Raw genomic sequence first — 18,126 nt, forward strand, 5'->3', positions numbered from 1 at the left:
GGAGCATCCAAATATACCAGCAAGGCCACCGATTGGGAGTTGGTCTATAAAGAGCAATTTTCAGATCGTTTATTGGCACAGCGTCGGGAGCGAGAAATCAAGCAGAAGAAAAGCCGGAAGTATATTGAGTGGATCATAAGCTCAGCTGTCTAGAGCGCTTGCATGTCCCGGCTGCTGCCGGGAAAGAGGTCATCGGTTCGACTCCGATATTCTCCACCAAACGGCTCCGGTATTCCGGAGTCGTTTTTGTTTTAATTGATCATCAAAAAAGCAGGTCGCATACCTTGCGACCTGCTTTTTTACTGCCAACGAATTACGATAACACAGGCAGGCTACAACGTTTCCCGAAACACTTTCACCGCATTACCCCGCTCAAGCTGTTGATGACTCATCCACTGTGCCTGCTGGTGCATCATTATTTTCTCGCCTTCCATTACAGCTAGCTTTGCCTTCAGCCGTTCGCCAGCAGCTTTTTTGTTGAGGTGCTGCGAACGCTCGTCGGTTGCGGTTACACTTATGCCCGTGGGCTTATGTACGGCGCGCACAGCCGACTCTGTTTTATTTACATGCTGGCCGCCAGGGCCTGAGCTACGGAGGGTTTCGTAAGTTATATCGCTGTCGCGCCAGGTGGCAGCAGGCAAAGGGGCAAATACTGTAATACCGGCAAACCAGTTTTTGCGTTTATGCGTAGGGCGAAACGGGCTTTGCGCAACCCACTGTACCGGTCCTTCCCATGAGTCGCAAAAAGCGGCGGTGTTTTGTCCGCTTACACCAATCAGCGCCGAAAGCAGGGTGCGGCTTTCCTTGCCGGGTATTTCTTCGATCAGTTCGCAGGTTAAGCCGGCTTTTGTCGCCTCGCGCATAAACACACGTGCAAGCAGATACACCACACGCTCGCATTCGGCAGGGCCTTTGCCGGAGGTAATTTGTATAAGCTGTTCATGCATAGTTAATGGCTGTTTAAATCATTAAGCGGATTGATACGGCGCAATTTGCGTACATCACGCTTTTTGTTCTCCTTGTAGTTTCCATAATAATAGCCGTAAAGGAGTTTATAAATATGTGGCCAGAGACAATTTGCATCCAGATAGCCGTTAAGCCGAGCCTTGTCCGAATCGAGTTGTGCGCTTACGATGCGCCGGTGCGTAAGCATATTTGGCACTATCTTCAACGTATAGCGCCATGGCTCGGAAAACACATACACGAAATAAGATTTGCCTTTTGCATCAAAACGTTCGCGCTTTTCAAAAAACGATTTTTCCTTTTCTGTTAGAAAACGAGGTTGAACGAAACGACATTCGTGAATTTCTGCGAGGTGCTGAATGCGGTCTATATCAACTTTGCGACCATATTTTCTTCTTTTTCGTTTGAAGTCTTTTCTGTGACTGTACTGAATGGTGTTTATTTTTTCGAGCAGGGCAGAAAAGAAATCTGCCTTCGTGCCCTCAGCCACATCGGCTCTTAACACGAATATGCGCTTCCATCCACGTTGTACAGGCGGGAGTATGGGTTCGTAGCCAAGATTAAATATAGCCTGGCGAATCAACACCAGTTTCCTGTACATACCCAAAAGCGACTTGTCCCGCGCGATTTTTATTTTGCGGATTTTTGTTCTTTGAGTAATATACCGCCCCTTAACAGGTATTGATTTAGCAGCAGATTTTTTAGTGGTATATATTTCGGACATGATATATGTATAATGATTGGTTAGGCGTGTGCAAAAGCATACGCCGGTAAAAATTCATATCGTAGCTGCAAGCTGTAAAAACAGCAGCCCAAACGAAACTGATAAGTAAATGAAACCACTCAACCGCAGATTATGCGGCGTTGTGTGTGCGGGGTGTGAGAATTGTACTTTGCATAGCTGCCCTCCTGTTCTGTTTAGAGGGTGAATATCGGGGTGCAAATGTATAGCAAAAATGCAACGTGGTCAATACCTGCAACAAAACCAGCTGGCGAAAGCGAAGAATCAGCAGAAAGCAGGATGTGCTTTTCGTAGAAATGGGGATAAGAGAGAAAACCGGATGCAGGAAATTTAATGCAATAATAAATCACTAGTACACACTTAAATCAAACCTGCAAGATGACTACAAAAGTATTTATCAGCTACTATTTTGGCGACGCTTCATTCAAAGGTGAAGTTGTGAAATGGCTTAACGAGGCAGGAATTGCACATATTTCCACAGATAAAAATGATCTCCGCCCTGATGGAGCTCCTGCAGTAAAAAAAGCAATTGGCGATCAACTTGCCTCCTGCACACATTTGCTCGTACTCGTTGGTAATGATACGCACAACCGCCCAAGGGTGAATTATGAAGTATCGGTTTCAAACAACAAATCACGAGGCTGGGTTCGTCTTCCAAACAGAACCGGTGCAGCTCCGGAAGAGGTGCGAAACATGTTTCCCATAGAGTTCAGTAAACACGCAATTCTTAGCTGGCTGAGACAATAAGCGTTTTGCTCACTCAAACGCCACCGAAATCTTTTCCTGCTCAGCAGCAAGTATATTCAACGCTTTCGCCTCTTTACGCCAGCCGGCCACTGCCTTTTTCACTTCGCCCGCAATCTTATGTGCCCGTGCCGATTTCACACGGAAATACTCGGCCACACTCATCACCAGATCTGTGCTCAGCGAATTGTCCTGCTCGGAAATATTCAGGCTAAGTCCCTCGCCCCAGGGATTAGGGTTCATGTCATATGCCGGCGAAAGCCGCCAGCCGTCGGGCTGAAGCAGAAAGCCGTGATTACGCAGGTGATCATCGGTGTTTTTTACACATACGCTGAAGAGAATGCGGCGCCACAGCTCTTCCAGATCGGCATTTGTTTGCGCGCCGTAGCGCATCAGAAACTCGGCAATTTCCAGATAACTCACCCCGCTTTCATGCCCGGCACCATCCTGATAACCAAGCATGGTTAATGCTGACGCAAAGTGCCGCCGCCGGCCATTTTCCCTGTCGAAACGTTTTGATACATAGGTGTGGTGGCGATTGTTTAGTTTCAATGCCACTCCTTCGGCCACACGTATGCCTGCTTTTTGTGCAAGCTGGTTAACCACACACTCCCAGCCGCCCACATTCATATAATCGCCCGAACTGGGGAATTTGGCAATCCATAAATGCTTTTGCGGATCAATTACACTTGCTTTCGGTCTCGCGCCGCCCAGCGATGAGCCCGGATTCATGAGCATGTTCAGCAGCATTTCGCCGTGGTAATCTGCTTCGTCGTTTTCTTCAATGTATTTGCTGGCCGCCTGCAACTCGCGCAGCGCTGTCCATGGGGGTGTGGTAAAATCCTTGTCGTTGTTTACAAACTCGCCGTCAACATCTTCCTTAAAGCGAATACCGCCCACACGGTATGCATCAAACACCCCAAGCAGGTAATCCGACTCCGTAAGCCGCCGTGCCGTTCGCCCCTCTGTTTTCGCCCGCATGTTTTCGCGCCGGTCCATAAGCACACGCCCCCAGCGGTCAGGGCACGAATCCAGAAAAATGCCAAAGTTTGTTTTGCTGCCCGAAGGGAAATACCGTCCGCTGTACAAATTCAGGTCAGGATCAAGCATTACATACGCCCCTGATTGCAGCCAGGCTTTCTCATATTCAAACGAAAACACCTCCTTCCCTTTGGCTGCAATGGCAGTAAGCGTGCCCATCCGCACCGGATCGCCCTGCTCAAACCAATCGGCATATACATAAATCGTGCGATCCTGTTTCATATTCTTTACTCTTTGCATTTTCTGAAATGCAAATGCATAATAACAAACCAATTACTTTCTCCGCCGCCCGTTTTTGCCCGCAATACTAAGCTCCGCATCCTGAAGTTTGCGCCCGAGCTCATCGTTTGCGGCCAGCAACGCTATGTCGTTTTCAAGATTCAGCACCAGCATTACCTGCATGTAACTGCCCAACGATACGCCCGGAGCGCCCTTTTCAATTTGCCATAAGGTACTGCGGCTCATTCCGGCACGCTCTGCAACTTGTGCCGCCGATAATTTGCGCCGCAGCCGGGCCTGTTTAAGATTTTGTCCGAACTGCTTCGAAAGCCTGTTTAGCAGTGGTGGTGTGGAGTGTTTTCGCTCTTCCATTTTGTCCACTAATTTACACAAAAATACAACATTATGTCCAAATTAGCAAACAAAAAAGCCCGAATCACTTCGGGCTTTTTTAGGGATGGTGTAAATTATCCTTCGTTTTCTTTATCGAGATATTGCTGCACAATATCAATAGCATTCGTCACCACATCGCTCAGTGCCACAATAAATGCGCCTTCACGGGCGGTGCTTATGGCGTGTTTGATGGCTTCAATTTCTTTTGGAATGATTTCGTAGGAAATTTCCTTGCCTGAAGCTTTGAAGCCATCGAGAATGAGGCCGATGATTTCTTCCTCGGTGCGGCCGCGCAGGTGTTTTTCCTGGCGGATGATGATGTGATCGAACATGCGTGCGGCAATGGTGCCGCACTCGCGGATGTCTTCGTCGCGGCGGTCGCCCACGCCGGCAATAATGCCCACTTTATGCGGCGATTCCACATTTTGCATAAACTCTTCCACGGCACGGTAGCCGGCGGGGTTGTGTGCAAAATCAATCATCACATTAAAATGCCTGAACGCAAAAATGTTCATGCGGCCGGGCGTTTGTGCCGCGCCGGGAATAAACGTGGTGAGCGAGGTTTTGATGTCTTCGGTTTTGAAGCCGTAGAGATAAGCCGCCAGCGTGGCCGCAAGTGCATTGGCAATCATAAACCGTGCGCGCCCGCCCATGGTAAGCGGCACATGCGAGGCTTTTTCAATACGGATTTTCCAATCGCCTTTTTTGATGGTGATGAAGCCGCTTTCGTACACCGCAGCAATACCACCTTTGCGGCAATGGTTCACCACGGCATCACAATGCTCGTTCATGCTGAACAGCGCCACCTTGCAGTCGAGACTTTCCGAAATTTTGATGCACCACGGATCTTCTGCATTCAGAATTGCCCAGCCGTCTTTCTTCACGCTTTTCACCACCACACTTTTTACACGCGCAAGATCTTCAAGCGTATCAATATCATTCAACCCGAGATGATCTTCCTGAATATTGGTTATGATACCAATATCACAACGGCTGAAACCAAGGCCTGCCCGCAAAATGCCGCCACGTGCCGTTTCCAGCACGGCAAATTCCACGGTAGGGTCTTTCAGAATAAACTCGGCACTGTATGGGCCGGTGGTATCGCCCTTTTCGAGCATGTGGTTCTGCACATAAATACCGTCGGAAGTGGTGTAACCCACTTTGTAGCCGTTGTATTTCACAATGTGCGCCATCAGGCGCGTGGTGGTGGTTTTTCCGTTGGTGCCGGTAACGGCAATAATGGGAATGCGGCTGGGTTTGCCGGGCGGATAAAGCATATCCATAACCGGTGCGGCTACGTTGCGCGGCAATCCTTCGCTGGGCGCAAGGTGCATACGGAACCCCGGAGCGGCATTTACTTCGAGAATTACACCGCCGGTTTCTTTAAGTGGCTGTGTAAGGTTTTTGGCCATAATATCAATACCGCACACATCCAGCCCGATTACCCGCGCAATGCGTTCGGCAAGAAACACGTTTTCGGGGTGCATCATATCGGTTACGTCTATGGATGTGCCGCCGGTACTGAGGTTGGCGGTTGATTTGAGATACACAATTTCGTCTTTGGCCGGAACGGTTTCGAGTGTGTAGTTCTTCTTGGCCAGCAAATCAAGCGTATCGCGGTCAACCGTAATTTCAGTCAGCACGTTTTCGTGTCCGTAGCCACGGCGCGGATCTTTGTTTTCCTCGTCAATCAGTTGCTGAATGTTGTGCGTGCCGTTGCCTTTTACATGAGCCGGCACACGCTGCGCGGCAGCCACCACTTTATTGTCAATCACCAGCACGCGGAAATCAAAGCCGGTAATGAATTTCTCCACAATGATGCGGCGGCTGTATTTTTTGGCATGTGCCAGTCCGGCCACGGCATCTTCCCAGGTGGTTACATTAATGGAAGCGCCTTTGCCATGGTTGCCGTCGAGCGGTTTGAGCACAATCGGATAGCCAATTCGTTTGATGGTGGCTTCGAGGTCTTCTTCGTCGTAGCAGATATCACCTTTTGCCACCGGAATGCTGGCGGCATCGAGCATGCGTTTTGTTTCTTCCTTGTTGCAGGCAATGTCAACCGCAATGTTGCTGGTTTTGCAGGTAATGGTGGCCTGAAAGCGCATCTGGTTTACGCCGTAGCCCAGCTGCACAAGCGAGTTTGTGCCCAAACGGATCCACGGAATATCTCGCGCCACGGCTTCGTCCACAATACTGCCGGTGCTGGGCCCGAGGCGAACATCTTCGCGTATTTCGCGCATCTTTTTCAAATCAGCCTGCAGGTCGTAAGGCTCGCCGCTTATGAGCGCTTCGGCAATACGCACCGCCGATTCGGCGGCAAACATACCCACCTTTTCTTCCACATAGCTGAATACCACATTGTACACGCCGGGCGTATTGGTTTCGCGGGTGCGGCCAAAACCGGTTTCCATACCGGCCAGACTTTGTGTTTCCAGCGCAATGTGTTCAATTACATGCCCCATCCATGTGCCGCGTTCCACGCGGTGAAAAAATCCGCCACGCGTTCCTTCCGAGCAGCGGTGCTCAATCATACTCGGAAACATAGCCTCCAGCCGTTCGCGGAAACCATCTATTTTATCAGTCGGGCGCTGCTCCATATCTTCCAGATCGAGCCGCATTTGTATTAGTTTCTTACGGTTTACACTCCAGATATTGGGGCCGCGAAGGGCCTGCACGCTCAATATTTTCACAGGCAGAAAGGATTAAGAAAGTTGAAGTTTTGGAAAAGGTGTTTCGTAAATATAACAAAAAGAGGATGCAGACATCTGCACCCTCTTTTTGTAAATACAAATATTAATTCGGTCAGAGCGATTTTTTCTTTGTACGAACCACCTCGGCCATGCGCAAGGCTTCGGCTTTCTCAGCTTCAATTTTTGCAATGCCGGTGGCGTTTGACTTTACACTGCGCATCTCGTCAATCTTCTGCTGAGCAAGGTTGGCTTTCGACTGGTAAGTACGTTCGAGCTGGGTAAACATGGCGCGTGTCTGGTCTTTGTATTCAGTTACTTTGTAGTAATTCACCAGTGCAGGCAGCGCAGCTTCGGCGGTGGCAGCGGGGCAGCGTGTAAGGTAATAGGCATAATTGCCCGCAGCATAATTAAAGAAGCGCCCCTGCAAACTGAATAATGTTTTTTCCATCCACGGCTGCTTGCTTTCGTCGCCGAAATAACTCCAGGCGGTAAGCACAGCCAGTTTCATGCTGCGTGCCGGATCGTTTTCGCGTGCGCCTGTTTCGCGTTTTCCGTCTTCGGGGAAATGCTTCAGCAATGCGCAAAGTGCGGTTGTAACTACATTGTACGACGAATCGTTAACCGCTTTCAGAAACACATCGCGCAGCTCTTCGCCTTTTCCATAAGCACTCAAACCTTGCAGCGCGGCATTGCGCACAGAGGCCACACTGTCGGTTTTGGCAAGGCGGATAAACTCCGGCTTTACATTGCTGGTCTGAATGTACAATTTGGTAATTGCCGCCGTGCGGATGTCGGGGTAACGGTCGTTCAATGCTTTTTTCATGGTCGAAACCGCAAGGTCGGTCTGCGCATCGTCGGCAGCAAGGCCGTTTAACGCTTCAAGACGATCAACATACAGCGGACAGTTGCTGTACATAAACGCCCACTCTTCGGGGGTGTGCTTGTCGGTTTTGGTGCAAAGCAGGGTTTTGTCGGCATCCACATTTACCAGATCAGGCTTTGTGGCCGCATCAAACGCAAACGTTTCTTCGAGTTTGGTCACTACAATCTGTTTGCGTTCGGTTTTCCCGTTCACATACACATCCACGTTCAGCGGCAGGCGGTAAATGGGACAGCCTTTGCTGCGGTCCTGCAACTGACGGATGGTTACGTTTTGCTTTTTGTTTTTCGCATCATAGTCGTAGCTGATTTCAAGGTCGGGGTGTCCCGGCGCAAGAAACCACTGATCGAAAAACCAGTTCAGATCGCGGCCGGTGGTTTCTTCAAAAGCCATGCGCAGGTCGTGAATTTCGGCACTGCGGAATTTATTGCGTTCGAGATGAAGTTTGATGGACGCGAAAAACGCATCGTCGCCCACTTCCTGACGCAGCATGTGCAGCACCTGTCCGCCCTTGTTGTACGAATGCCCGTCAAACATATCTTCCCGGTCGTTGTAGAAGTAGCGGATGAGCGGCTCTTTTTTGCCCGATTCCGCTTCGTAGAGGTAGCCTGTTTTCGAGGCGTAATGCTCGGCATCGGCCATTTCACGGCCAAACTCAAACTCATTCCACAGGTATTCACAGTAAGTGGCAAACGACTCGTTGAGCGGCAGGTTCGACCACGACTCGCAGGTTACCAGGTCGCCAAACCAGTGGTGCGAGAGTTCGTGCGAAATGTATTCTTCATAGGTGCGGTCGAGCATTTCGCGCGGGGTGCGCTGCACAAATTCGCCGTGGTTGGTGCAGGTGGTATTTTCCATCGCGCCCGATACGAAGTCGCGGGTGCAGATTTGCGAATACTTGGGCCAGGGATAATCCACGCCAAATCTGCCGGAGAAGAATTGAATCATGCGCGGCGTTTTGCCAAATATGTTCCGTGCATACGGCTCAAATTCAGGCTCTACGTAGTAGCTAACTTCCTTACCGCGCCACTGGTCTTTCACCACCGCAAAATCGCCTGCGGCCATCATTACAAGATACACCGCATGCGGCATGTCCATTTTCCAGTGGTCGGTGCGGGTGCCATCGGTGTTTTCGGTTTGTTTGATGAGCAGACCGTTGGAGAGGGTTTTGTATTTTTTGTCAACGGTAATGAGAATTTCTTCGGTCATTTTCTCGTTGGGGCGGTCAACGGTCGGAAACCACACGCTGTTCGACTGTGTTTCGCCCTGTGTCCAGAATTGTGTGGGTTTGTTGGGTACTGTTCCCTGCGGGTTAATGAAGTATAAACCCTTGTCGCTGCTAATGGCTGCGCTGCCGCCAAGTGTGGTGAGTTCGTCGGGTTTGGCAATGTACTCGATGAGCAGGCGGAAGAAATCACCGCGCTGAAACTGGCGGCCCAGGCGCACGCGGAGCACTTTATTGTCGATGTAGGTATAATCGAGCAGTGTCATTTCGCCGGGCGAGGTATAGAGGGCCACACGGGTAAACTGCATGCCGCGTGCGTCAAGATCGACCTCCGTAATGGGGTAGAAGTAGGGGCTGATAAGAATAATGGCCTGCCCGTACAGCCAGCGTTTTTCCCAGTCGGGCCGCACTTCGAGACGGGTATGAACAATATCAACTACACGTGAGGGCGAGGGTTGATAATTGGGGCGGGCTGAGGGCGCAATGGCAGGAGCTGCCGGCTCAGGCATTTTGCCGGTTTGGGCGGTGTTGTTTTTTGAGGTGTTGCAAGCCAGCGCGGCCAGCAACAACGCAACAGGGAACAGCAGTTTCGGATTCACAATAAATTGACTTAAATGATTGAGCGACCGCAGCACAACCTGCGGCGGCGCAAAGTTGCAGAAAAAACGGCTGTTTCCTCGCTGCGGGTTAGTCAACCGCGCAAACAACCGGGTGAACGCAAAAATTTAAGGGTGGATGTAATGGCTTTCCGCCTATTTTTGCACTTCAACCTTTGGCCTTATGCAACAGCCCGAATATACCATTACCGTAAACGGCACCCACCAGCACCAGCTTGTACTTTCGGCTCCCGGAGCCGCTTCCGGCACGCTTAACGGCCAGCCCTTCATACTCGACCTGATGAAAGATGCCGCCGGCCGCATGCACGTGCTGCACAATGGCCGTTCGCATAATGTGGAAATACTCAAAGCCGATAAAGCCGCCAAAGCACTCACCCTGCTCATCAACGGCCGCAGCTACGAGGTGCAGCTTGCCGATAAATTCGACCAGCTGCTCAAGTCGCTTGGTATGGACAAAGCCGCATCAGCCAAAGTAAACGAGCTCAAAGCACCCATGCCCGGCCTTGTGCTGGATGTGGTGGTAAGCGAAGGGCAGGAAATCAAAAAAGGCGACGCTCTGGTGGTGCTCGAGGCCATGAAAATGGAAAACATCCTCAAAGCACCGGCCGACGCTACCGTGAAAAAAATTACTGTGAAAAAAGGCACCGCCGTCGAAAAAAATCAGGTGCTTATTCAGTTTGGCTAAGCTACACACGACCAGCCTCACGCACCTCCGCCATCATCGTCACCTTCGAATTCACCGAATTTGAAATCAGGCAATGCTGTTCGGCCTTTTGCAGCACACGCAATGCCCTTTCGGCAAGTGAAGCATCAGCCACAGTAACCAAAGGTTTCAGCTCCACTTCGGTAATCCGGTATTTCCCTTCCACGTGTTCCAGCTTTCCGGTGGCTGTACAGCTAAAGCCGGTGTATTCCAGCCGCGAGTTTGCCGCTATAGCCAGAAAAGTAGTCATTAAACAACTGCTCACCGCCGCCACAAACAAATGCTCCGGCGACCAGATGCCCGGCATGCCACCGGCAAATTCGGGCGGAGTTGCCACGGCAATTGTTTCAGTTAATGCGGGCGCACTGAGCCTGCCCTGCCGGTCGTTTGTCCAGTTAAGCTGAACCGGATAATAGTGTGTTTCCATATGCGTTGTTGATAATCGAACACAAAATTCATCCGCAACCGCCCCAAACAGTGTAATCCAAATCACACAAGCCGCCAAAACTGAGCACAATCATGCCCGCTGCACAATTAGAAATGCCAGTAAAAAAGTTCGGGCAGCACCCAACCAAAAACTTGTATTAACGTCTTTGTTTTTAATACCTTTAATGCTTTACGGTATGGTTTATGTGGAATTAAGCCCGCTTCAGCATCAACAGTAAAATTGATTTTTCATGCGACAGCTACTCAGTGCATTCGTTTTTTTGTTTTTGTCGGCCGGTGTTTCGGCGCAAAACCTTATTCCCAACCCGTCTCTTGAGTCAGACACAACATATCCCGTCAGGCACTGGCCCACGCAAAATGCTGCAGGCACGCCTTTAACCGACGGCTGGATTATTCCCACCCGCGCCACGCCCGATTATTTCAACTCTGATTTTTCCTACATCGACTATTCGCCGCTCATGCTGGCGCGTTCGGGCAAAGGGCGTGTGGGGCTTATTTGCGGACTGGGGCAACAACTTCCCGAAAGCCGCAATTACAAGGAATACATTCAGGCGCGCCTGCTGCAACCCATGGAAGCCGGCAAAACTTACGAAGTAAGTTTTTACATGGCACTCGACCGCGCAGCATCCTACTCCACAGCCGGCATGGGCGCCTATCTCTCGGCCGATCCGCTGCGCAGCGACAATAAAGAACGCTTTAAAGTAAAACCACAGGTACGCTACAATAAAATCATCACCGTGGCCGATGGCTGGGTGCGTGTAAGTGGAACCGTAAAAGCCGCCGGAGGCGAAAAATTCATCACCATCGGCAGCTATTCGGATACGGCTGTGATACCGGTTTCCATGCTCGGACAGGGCTACTGGACAGGCCCGGCCAGCATGCACATACGTCGCGGTGCGTATATTTATGTGGATGACGTATGCGTGGCCGAGAAAAAGCCCGAAGGCTGCGAATGCAGTGTGGACAATGAAAAGCAAACCGAAGCAACATCCACAGCATCGCCGCGCCTGGCCGATCATTATCTGTTTGTGATGGATGCCTCCGAGTCGATGGGTGATGACGGCAAGCTGAAGGAAATGCGCAAACAGATTACCGAATTTTCGCGTAAACTCAATGCCGCCGACCGTATTGCCGTAATCAGCTTCTCGGAAAAGCCCATTGTCCATTTCGGCTTTTCGGCCATGCACAGCCCTGAAGCCATTGAGCGCACACTGAAAAAAATAAAACCCCGAGGCGCCACCAACGGCGATCTTGCGCTGCTTACTGCGGCCCGCTTTATCGATTCGGTAAGCGTAAATGCCCAACTGCATCTCATTGTGGCCACCGACGGCATGTTTTCAATTTCACGCCGCACCGAAACCGAACTTGACTCCGCGCTTTCGCGGCGCAATTGCTCACTGCGCATCATGCACATCGGCACCGTCGAAAACCTCGACCTCAAGCGCGTTGCCGAGCGTCAGGACCACGGCGTTTACACCGAAACAAGCCTCGAAAACATAGGCGAAGTATTTACACAAATGGAGCCACCCGCACCCGACCCCGCGCCGGCTCCCGCACCCAAATACAAACCCCGCACATACGCCGCCTACACCGATATGAAAAAAGCAGCCGACTATTACGGGCCTGCTTTGCGCGAAGATTAATAATACAAATAATCAGATAAACAAACAGGCAGCCCAACTCCCGGAAGGCTGCCTGTTTGTTTAAAGGGATGTATTATTCCGTTACAATCAACTTTCCGGTTTCGCGGCTGCCGTTATAGCGAATTACCTGCCAAACATAAGTACCCGCAGGCAAACCCGCAATCGAAACCTCGGTTTGCATACGCGTAACCGGCTCGCTTTTTACAATTCTTCCGGCCAGATCAAGCACAACAAGTTGCTCAGGATTGTCTTGAGCGGCCGACTCCGAAATTAGTGTAAAGGTGCCTGATGTAGGATTTGGGTAAACCAGCATGCCCGTAACAGGTAGTGTTTCGTTATCAGTAAACTGACCAACGCGCAAAATGCTGAAAGGAATAAACACTGAAAAAAACGCATCGTAGTTTGGGGCTGAGGCATTGGTAAGTGTGGGCACACTGCCTTCAAACGTAAGTAAAGCACTGCTGTAATATCCGCAGGTTACCGCATCGTTGTTGTTTGAGGCATCTACAGAACTTGTCACATCGAGCGCACTTACACCGCACACACGCCCCAGCACCGGCGAGTTACCTGTACCTGCATCCAGACGCAGCACAAAACCGTCTATGTTGGGAGTGCCGGAAGCGCAAAATATATCAGAATACATAGCCACACCAGTATTGTTGTACACCGTAACGTTACCTTCGTAATTACCAGATACAAGACAATACGTTTCGGCCGGAGTCAGGCAAAGCCGGTAACAACCGTCAAACCCGGTGCTGCGTACAGTACGAAACCAGCCGGGAGTCAGCGTAGCCGCTGTTATGTACTGCACAAACCCCTCTGTTTGTCCGCTCGATGCACTGAATGATCCGCCAGCTCCCCGGTAGTAGCCGCTTACATATACATTGGCTCCGTTGTTGGTTACCGCAATTCCGCGTCCCTGATCGGCTACACCGGCAGAAACACCATTGCCGCCCAGAAGCCGTGTGTGTGTACACAGACCGGTGTACGAATAACGCGCCACAAAAACATCATCGTCGCCAAAACCGGCGGCTGTAATTTGTGCCGGTCCGCCCGTGGAGTTGAAAGTAGAGGTTCCTGCGGCCACACTTCCGGTTACATAAAGAATACCATTGTTGTCGGCATCCAGTCCAAAACCATAATCATTATCTGCCCCGGCAGGGCTTGATGCAGTGTTAACCCAGTTAAGCCCGGCTCCGGTGTTAAAATCCCTGTACTGTGCCACAAAAACATCATATCCGGCTCCAACCGATGTTTTTGCAATGTTAGCCGCCGCACTCAAAAAAGTGGTAGCACCTTTGAACGCTCCGGTGGTATAAACCGTTCTTATATTATTTACAAGCTGAACCGTCACATCGTTGCCTGTTTCCGCATCTGATGAGCCAATTTGCCCGGCCGTATAACTCCATATATACGTTCCGGCCGTGTTAAGTTTCATCACAAAATAGGTCTGATCCGTAGTAATTCCGGAAACAGTACTTAATGTAGCAACAACTGTTGGAGATCCGGGGAAAATGGTGCGGTTTACAGTAGCCGTTCCGGTAAAATGCCCGGTAATGTAAATATCAGCACCCGAAGTTGTGGTAAATTTATCTGTCGCATTCACCACATCATCGCCAGCACCGGCAATAATATATTCAAAAACAATGTTGTTTGCGGCATCAAACATTCTAACATAACCATCATTATTTCCCGCCGAATTTATTCTCGAACCCACCACTATTTTCTGGCTGGTATTCGTTACTTCCACATCCAGAGCAAGGTCTGTTGGGGTGTAGGTTCCTCCAAAAACGGAAGTTGCAGAATTAAACGCCTGAGCGTTTAGCACGGTTGCACCGCTGCAGAATACTGCAGCAAGTGCTAAAAACACTTTTTTCATGGGTTGTGTGTTATTAAATTACCTACTCTGTTCTGGCTTTTCGGTTTCCGCCACAGAAAAAATTATCAGTCCCGTAAAATGACGGGTAAGGGTTAATAAGGGAGTTTGAATTTTGGGATATTGGTAAGAGTCAAAAAGATAACCAGTAATCCAGGGTTATTGATTCGGGGTAGATATAGCAATAATAAAACAGTAATTTATGAAAGTCAATAACAAAAACGGGTAATCTTTCAGGAGTTCAAAGCATTAAATAATTAAACATAATTGCTATAAATACCTGCCGCACGCAACTGGCCTGCGGCAGGTATAAAAGGTTAATGAGTAATGATTAGTTTGCCCTGTTGCACACTACCCGAATATTCGTGTACACGCCACAGGTATGTGCCCGCAGGCAGTTGTGCAGTGGAGATTTCGGTTTGTGTTTGGGTAATGGTTTGTTCGAGAATTGTACGCCCGGAGAGATCGAGAATTTGTAATAGCGCATTATTTTCGGCCAGATCGGTGTTGTAGAGTTGGAGAGTGAATTGATTGTTGGCCGGGTTGGGGAAAACTTTCGGAATACCGGTTAAATCAATAAAACATTCATTCGGAAATTGTTCTTCTTGAGAAATGGCTGATGTAACGCCGATACGATTTGCCTCACAGCCAAGACATGGGCCAATTTCTGCCAGGAAGTAGCTGGAATTGTTTGGTTGCGCAACAAAATCGGGATCAAGCAAGACAAAATTCCCGGCCCTAAAAGTTGTATTAATAGTCGGATTAACCGATACGGGTATTGGGCTACTGGGTAGTGTGACCCGACTTCCCGCCTGAATATAATTTTGTCGGACAAAAAAACCGGCAGGGCTAACGGGGAAGGTATGGTCAATGATCAAACTTGGTTCGCAGTACAAAAGAGAAACACCGTCGATATGAATGTTTTGGGTTTGTGCGGTAGCTGTCGTTGATCGGGGGTATATGGCCAAATAGTTGTATGTGTTATCAGGTACAATTGGGATGGAGACATAGTTCCACTGATTATCAACGCCAAAGCTAATCGGGGTTATTGCGATTTGAAACGAGCCGTAAGCCGGCACAGATCCGCATGAAGCACTGGGGCCGGTTGGGGGGGTGTTATGCAGAATAACATCAAGAAACCCTGGAGCATTGTATGTTCTGTACCAAAAACAAAGCGTTAGGTTCATTCGTGTAGTTACGGGCTGTGTTAGATTTGCGGTAATGCCTTCGCCCTGAAAGCCTGTTCCGGAAACCATGCTCCACATTCGCACATAGTTTGGGCCATCAGCACCATCACCCCCCAACACCATTTGTGGAGTACCATGTGAAACAGTCCAGCCGGAGAGTGAAGTGAATGAGCCGCAAGGTGTAGTGGGAGGATCGATCGTTGCGCCCAAAGTGTTCTCAAAATCTCCGGTAATTATCAGATTTGTCTGGGTTATTCCGGAAATACTGGAGAGAAACATAAAAAAGAGAGACAGGACAGCTTTCATAGTATTAGTTTTTTAGTTTCTTTTTCAACTCTTCATTTTCCTGTTTGAGTTGGATGAGATGCAGCCACAGTTCTTCAATTTGAAGTAACAACGCGGCGTCCATTTGAGCTACATCATACCCCTCTTCCTCAACCTGTGTGGCACTTGGCATACCTGGTAGGTGGTGGTTGGCTTGAATGAATGCGTTTACTTCATGGATAGGTTTAAGTCGGTAGCCCGGAGCAAAAACAAAATCCGACCAGTTTGCGGCATTAACTGTGGCAACCTTAACCCGGCTGGTTAATATTCCATTTTCCACATACAAACCATATGAACCAGGAAGTGTAACTGTTGATGGATTTCCAATCAATACATTGCCACGAACTGTCAGAAGTGCTGATGGTGTTGCAGTACCAATTCCCACACGGTTATCGTCACTTAAAAACAATACGTTGTTTACTGTACTTATAGTAGTGCCATTTGAAAGGTGTGAAAGATTTGGGCGCCAGAAATTCAATCCTTTCATACCACTATTATACTCCAGCGCCCACTCGCCGTTGGGTGCTGAAGATGTGGTTCCTCCCCAAAAAATATTCGGGGCACCATGAACAGGATCTGTTCCGGTAAACTTAAGGCTACCATTGTTTACATGAAGCAGAGTGACTGGTGACGCTATACCGATGCCGATGCGTCCTGTTCCGGATTTAATAATAAAGTTTTCATTAAATGTACTTGCTCCGGTTTGGGTTCTTACACGCATAAGATCTCCTGTGACGTTTGGAAATCCACAAGTCAAAAAAGAGGAGCTAAAACCGGTGATTGAAAACGTTGCAATGTTTGTAGATGAACAATGTGCTCTAAGATCAAGCGATGCATTCGGAACACTGGTGTTAATGCCCACTCCTGATGTTGTTGCTGTTCCCAATGATGGAGTGGGTGCAAAAATTTGTTGGGCTGATAATTGCCAGGTTGATAATCCAAAGAACAATAGAACAGCAAATGATTTTTTAGTAGCCATAGTAAACAGACATTTATAAACACCTACTCGCTCCCGGCTTTTCGGTTTCCGCCGAGACAAAACAATTCCACGCCGGCGTACCCGGCTATTTTATTGAATAAAATACATTGTTTTGTCTGCGGCTAAACTACAACCGCCATTTACCCTAAAGCAATACCATAAATGGTACTTTTACAGGTAAACCAGTATTAAATCGATTTACACCACACCAACCGACTGCATGTGCAGAATAAGTGAAGCACTGTTTGCCGAACCGGTTTTCTCCAGCAGGTTTTTCCGGTATTTATCAATGGAATGCTTGGAAAGAAAAATCGTATCGGCAATTTCCTGACTGGTTTTTCCCTGCATCATCAGCCGTACAATCTTCAATTCGTTTTCACTGAATACATTGATTACCGGATTGTACTGCTTCAGGTATTCCGACATTATTTCCACGCTTCCGTCCTTGTCGGTAATTACAAAATAGTAATACACTTTTTCGTGCGGCGGGCCAAAGTCAATACGGCTCATCTGGCTCAGGCAAATGAGCGGTGTGTTGGTTTGTTCGTCGCTTTCAATAATGTTGTTGGTCTCAAGTACGCGTATATAATTTCCCTGAGCAGTGCGCACACGGTAACTGATGCAGAAATGACCAATTCCTTTTACCGGAACAGGCATGGCCAGCAGTCCTTCGAGTACTAAGTAATACAATTTGGCAAACGCCTCCTGATCGTCGGGATGAACAATTTCGAGAATTTTTTCTGAAGTCATTTCTGCATCGGGCCAGCCGAAATAACGCTCGTACCCTTCGGTATGCAGGTGCGAGTAAGTATAAAAATCAAGCACCGACCAGGCCTGCACAACCTGCCGTAGCGGCGAGTTTTTCAGTTCGGCAATGAGTTGTTGTTTGCGTTCAGCGCCCACATCGTGGCAACGTGAAGCAATTTTGGAGGCGCAATAATGTTTGAAAAGATCAGCAACAGACGACATGGACTTTTTTGAAGGGGTTTGTTTAAAGTAATCAATTTCTGAAAAACAAAATGATTTAACAAAACAATCTTCAAACGCCGGCCATTCCTTTTCGTAACTTCACCACATGCAATCACGTCGCCAGTTTATCCGCCTTTCAGCTCTTACCGCCACTGCGCTCACATTTATCGGTCGCCGCAATTTATTTGCTGCTGCGCCTGTTGCAGGCAATGCCGCTCCATTTACACTGCCCGCACTTCCCTACGCCAAAGAAGCACTGGAGCCACATATTGACACGCTGACGATGGAAATTCACCACGGCAAGCACCATCAGGCGTATGTAAACAACCTGAACAAAGCCGTGGAGGGCATGGACACAGTACCCTCGCTCGAAGAGCTTTGCCGCAATGTATCCAAATACAGTCCGGCCGTGCGCAACAATGGCGGCGGGCACTACAACCACAGTCTTTTCTGGACATTGCTGCGCCCGGCACAGGCCAATGTA

At 49.1% G+C, this 18,126-nt stretch carries 15 protein-coding genes and 1 tRNA gene; 5 read left to right on the top strand and 11 right to left on the bottom strand.

Annotation, left to right across the window (positions count from 1 at the left end):
* The first annotated feature begins 130 nt into the window (after positions 1 to 130).
* A tRNA-OTHER gene (locus IM638_19815) sits at positions 131 to 219 on the top strand.
* 113 nt (positions 220 to 332) lie between these two features.
* Here the strand turns inward: IM638_19815 and IM638_19820 are convergent.
* Together IM638_19820 and IM638_19825 are read right to left on the bottom strand one after the other, a co-directional pair.
* On the bottom strand, positions 333 to 947 hold the full coding sequence (locus IM638_19820; GenBank protein MCA6365290.1) for a peptide chain release factor H: 615 nt from the start codon (positions 945 to 947) through the stop codon (positions 333 to 335).
* Between the two features lie 2 nt (positions 948 to 949).
* Entirely contained in the window at positions 950 to 1,687 is a 738-nt protein-coding gene (locus IM638_19825) for a hypothetical protein (protein ID MCA6365291.1), read from the bottom strand.
* A gap of 396 nt (positions 1,688 to 2,083) precedes the next feature.
* Between IM638_19825 and IM638_19830 the strand changes: the two genes are divergently transcribed.
* Entirely contained in the window at positions 2,084 to 2,452 is a 369-nt protein-coding gene (locus IM638_19830; GenBank protein MCA6365292.1) for a TIR domain-containing protein, read from the top strand.
* 9 nt (positions 2,453 to 2,461) lie between these two features.
* Here IM638_19830 and IM638_19835 read toward each other — a convergent pair whose 3' ends face one another.
* From IM638_19835 to IM638_19850, 4 genes are all read right to left on the bottom strand, one after another.
* The gene (locus IM638_19835) at positions 2,462 to 3,649 is read right to left on the bottom strand and encodes a HipA domain-containing protein (GenBank protein MCA6365293.1); all 1,188 of its coding nucleotides are present in this window, start codon (positions 3,647 to 3,649) and stop codon (positions 2,462 to 2,464) included.
* 114 nt (positions 3,650 to 3,763) lie between these two features.
* The gene (locus tag IM638_19840) at positions 3,764 to 4,081 is read right to left on the bottom strand and encodes a helix-turn-helix transcriptional regulator (protein ID MCA6365294.1); all 318 of its coding nucleotides are present in this window, start codon (positions 4,079 to 4,081) and stop codon (positions 3,764 to 3,766) included.
* Between the two features lie 95 nt (positions 4,082 to 4,176).
* Complete coding sequence (gene cphA, locus IM638_19845; GenBank protein ID MCA6365295.1) at positions 4,177 to 6,792, bottom strand: cyanophycin synthetase; 2,616 nt, start codon at positions 6,790 to 6,792, stop codon at positions 4,177 to 4,179.
* A 112-nt stretch (positions 6,793 to 6,904) separates the two neighbouring features.
* Positions 6,905 to 9,496, bottom strand: a complete 2,592-nt coding sequence (locus tag IM638_19850) for a M1 family metallopeptidase (GenBank protein MCA6365296.1) — start codon at positions 9,494 to 9,496, stop codon at positions 6,905 to 6,907.
* Positions 9,497 to 9,677: 181 nt separating this feature from the next.
* On the opposite strand from IM638_19850, the gene IM638_19855 reads away from it, so the two are divergent.
* Positions 9,678 to 10,199 (top strand): biotin/lipoyl-binding protein, encoded by a 522-nt coding sequence (locus tag IM638_19855; protein MCA6365297.1) that lies wholly within the window; start codon positions 9,678 to 9,680, stop codon positions 10,197 to 10,199.
* Between the two features lies 1 nt (position 10,200).
* Here the strand turns inward: IM638_19855 and IM638_19860 are convergent, their stop codons facing one another.
* Positions 10,201 to 10,644: an OsmC family protein gene (locus tag IM638_19860; GenBank protein ID MCA6365298.1), complete on the bottom strand. Its 444-nt coding sequence runs from the start codon at positions 10,642 to 10,644 to the stop codon at positions 10,201 to 10,203.
* A gap of 250 nt (positions 10,645 to 10,894) precedes the next feature.
* Between IM638_19860 and IM638_19865 the strand changes: the two genes are divergently transcribed.
* Entirely contained in the window at positions 10,895 to 12,307 is a 1,413-nt protein-coding gene (locus tag IM638_19865) for a VWA domain-containing protein (protein ID MCA6365299.1), read from the top strand.
* 73 nt (positions 12,308 to 12,380) lie between these two features.
* Here IM638_19865 and IM638_19870 read toward each other — a convergent pair whose 3' ends face one another.
* From IM638_19870 to IM638_19885, 4 genes are all read right to left on the bottom strand, one after another.
* A complete protein-coding gene (locus tag IM638_19870) occupies positions 12,381 to 14,186 on the bottom strand; it encodes a T9SS type A sorting domain-containing protein (protein ID MCA6365300.1) in 1,806 nt (601 codons plus the stop codon).
* 314 nt (positions 14,187 to 14,500) lie between these two features.
* Positions 14,501 to 15,676 (bottom strand): T9SS type A sorting domain-containing protein, encoded by a 1,176-nt coding sequence (locus IM638_19875; GenBank protein ID MCA6365301.1) that lies wholly within the window; start codon positions 15,674 to 15,676, stop codon positions 14,501 to 14,503.
* 4 nt (positions 15,677 to 15,680) lie between these two features.
* Entirely contained in the window at positions 15,681 to 16,673 is a 993-nt protein-coding gene (locus IM638_19880; protein ID MCA6365302.1) for a hypothetical protein, read from the bottom strand.
* Positions 16,674 to 16,871: 198 nt separating this feature from the next.
* Positions 16,872 to 17,642, bottom strand: coding sequence for a PAS domain-containing protein (locus IM638_19885; GenBank protein MCA6365303.1), 771 nt, complete (start codon positions 17,640 to 17,642; stop codon positions 16,872 to 16,874).
* Between the two features lie 106 nt (positions 17,643 to 17,748).
* Between IM638_19885 and IM638_19890 the strand changes: the two genes are divergently transcribed.
* A partial coding sequence (locus IM638_19890) for a superoxide dismutase (GenBank protein ID MCA6365304.1) occupies positions 17,749 to 18,126 on the top strand: 378 nt, incomplete at its 3' end.

The organism is Bacteroidota bacterium, from assembly GCA_020402865.1.
Taxonomy (GTDB): Bacteria; Bacteroidota; Bacteroidia; order Palsa-965; family Palsa-965.

Bases quoted from the DNA above. Each gene is read 5' to 3' on its own strand.
- IM638_19820 (MCA6365290.1), bottom strand. From the start codon at position 947: ATGCATGAACAGCTTATACAAATTACCTCCGGCAAAGGCCCTGCCGAA.
- IM638_19825 (MCA6365291.1), bottom strand. From the start codon at position 1,687: ATGTCCGAAATATATACCACTAAAAAATCTGCTGCTAAATCAATACCT.
- IM638_19830 (MCA6365292.1), top strand. From the start codon at position 2,084: ATGACTACAAAAGTATTTATCAGCTACTATTTTGGCGACGCTTCATTC.
- IM638_19835 (MCA6365293.1), bottom strand. From the start codon at position 3,649: ATGGGCACGCTTACTGCCATTGCAGCCAAAGGGAAGGAGGTGTTTTCG.
- IM638_19840 (MCA6365294.1), bottom strand. From the start codon at position 4,081: ATGGAAGAGCGAAAACACTCCACACCACCACTGCTAAACAGGCTTTCG.
- IM638_19855 (MCA6365297.1), top strand. From the start codon at position 9,678: ATGCAACAGCCCGAATATACCATTACCGTAAACGGCACCCACCAGCAC.
- IM638_19860 (MCA6365298.1), bottom strand. From the start codon at position 10,644: ATGGAAACACACTATTATCCGGTTCAGCTTAACTGGACAAACGACCGG.
- IM638_19865 (MCA6365299.1), top strand. From the start codon at position 10,895: ATGCGACAGCTACTCAGTGCATTCGTTTTTTTGTTTTTGTCGGCCGGT.
- IM638_19870 (MCA6365300.1), bottom strand. From the start codon at position 14,186: ATGAAAAAAGTGTTTTTAGCACTTGCTGCAGTATTCTGCAGCGGTGCA.
- IM638_19875 (MCA6365301.1), bottom strand. From the start codon at position 15,676: ATGAAAGCTGTCCTGTCTCTCTTTTTTATGTTTCTCTCCAGTATTTCC.
- IM638_19880 (MCA6365302.1), bottom strand. From the start codon at position 16,673: ATGGCTACTAAAAAATCATTTGCTGTTCTATTGTTCTTTGGATTATCA.
- IM638_19885 (MCA6365303.1), bottom strand. From the start codon at position 17,642: ATGTCGTCTGTTGCTGATCTTTTCAAACATTATTGCGCCTCCAAAATT.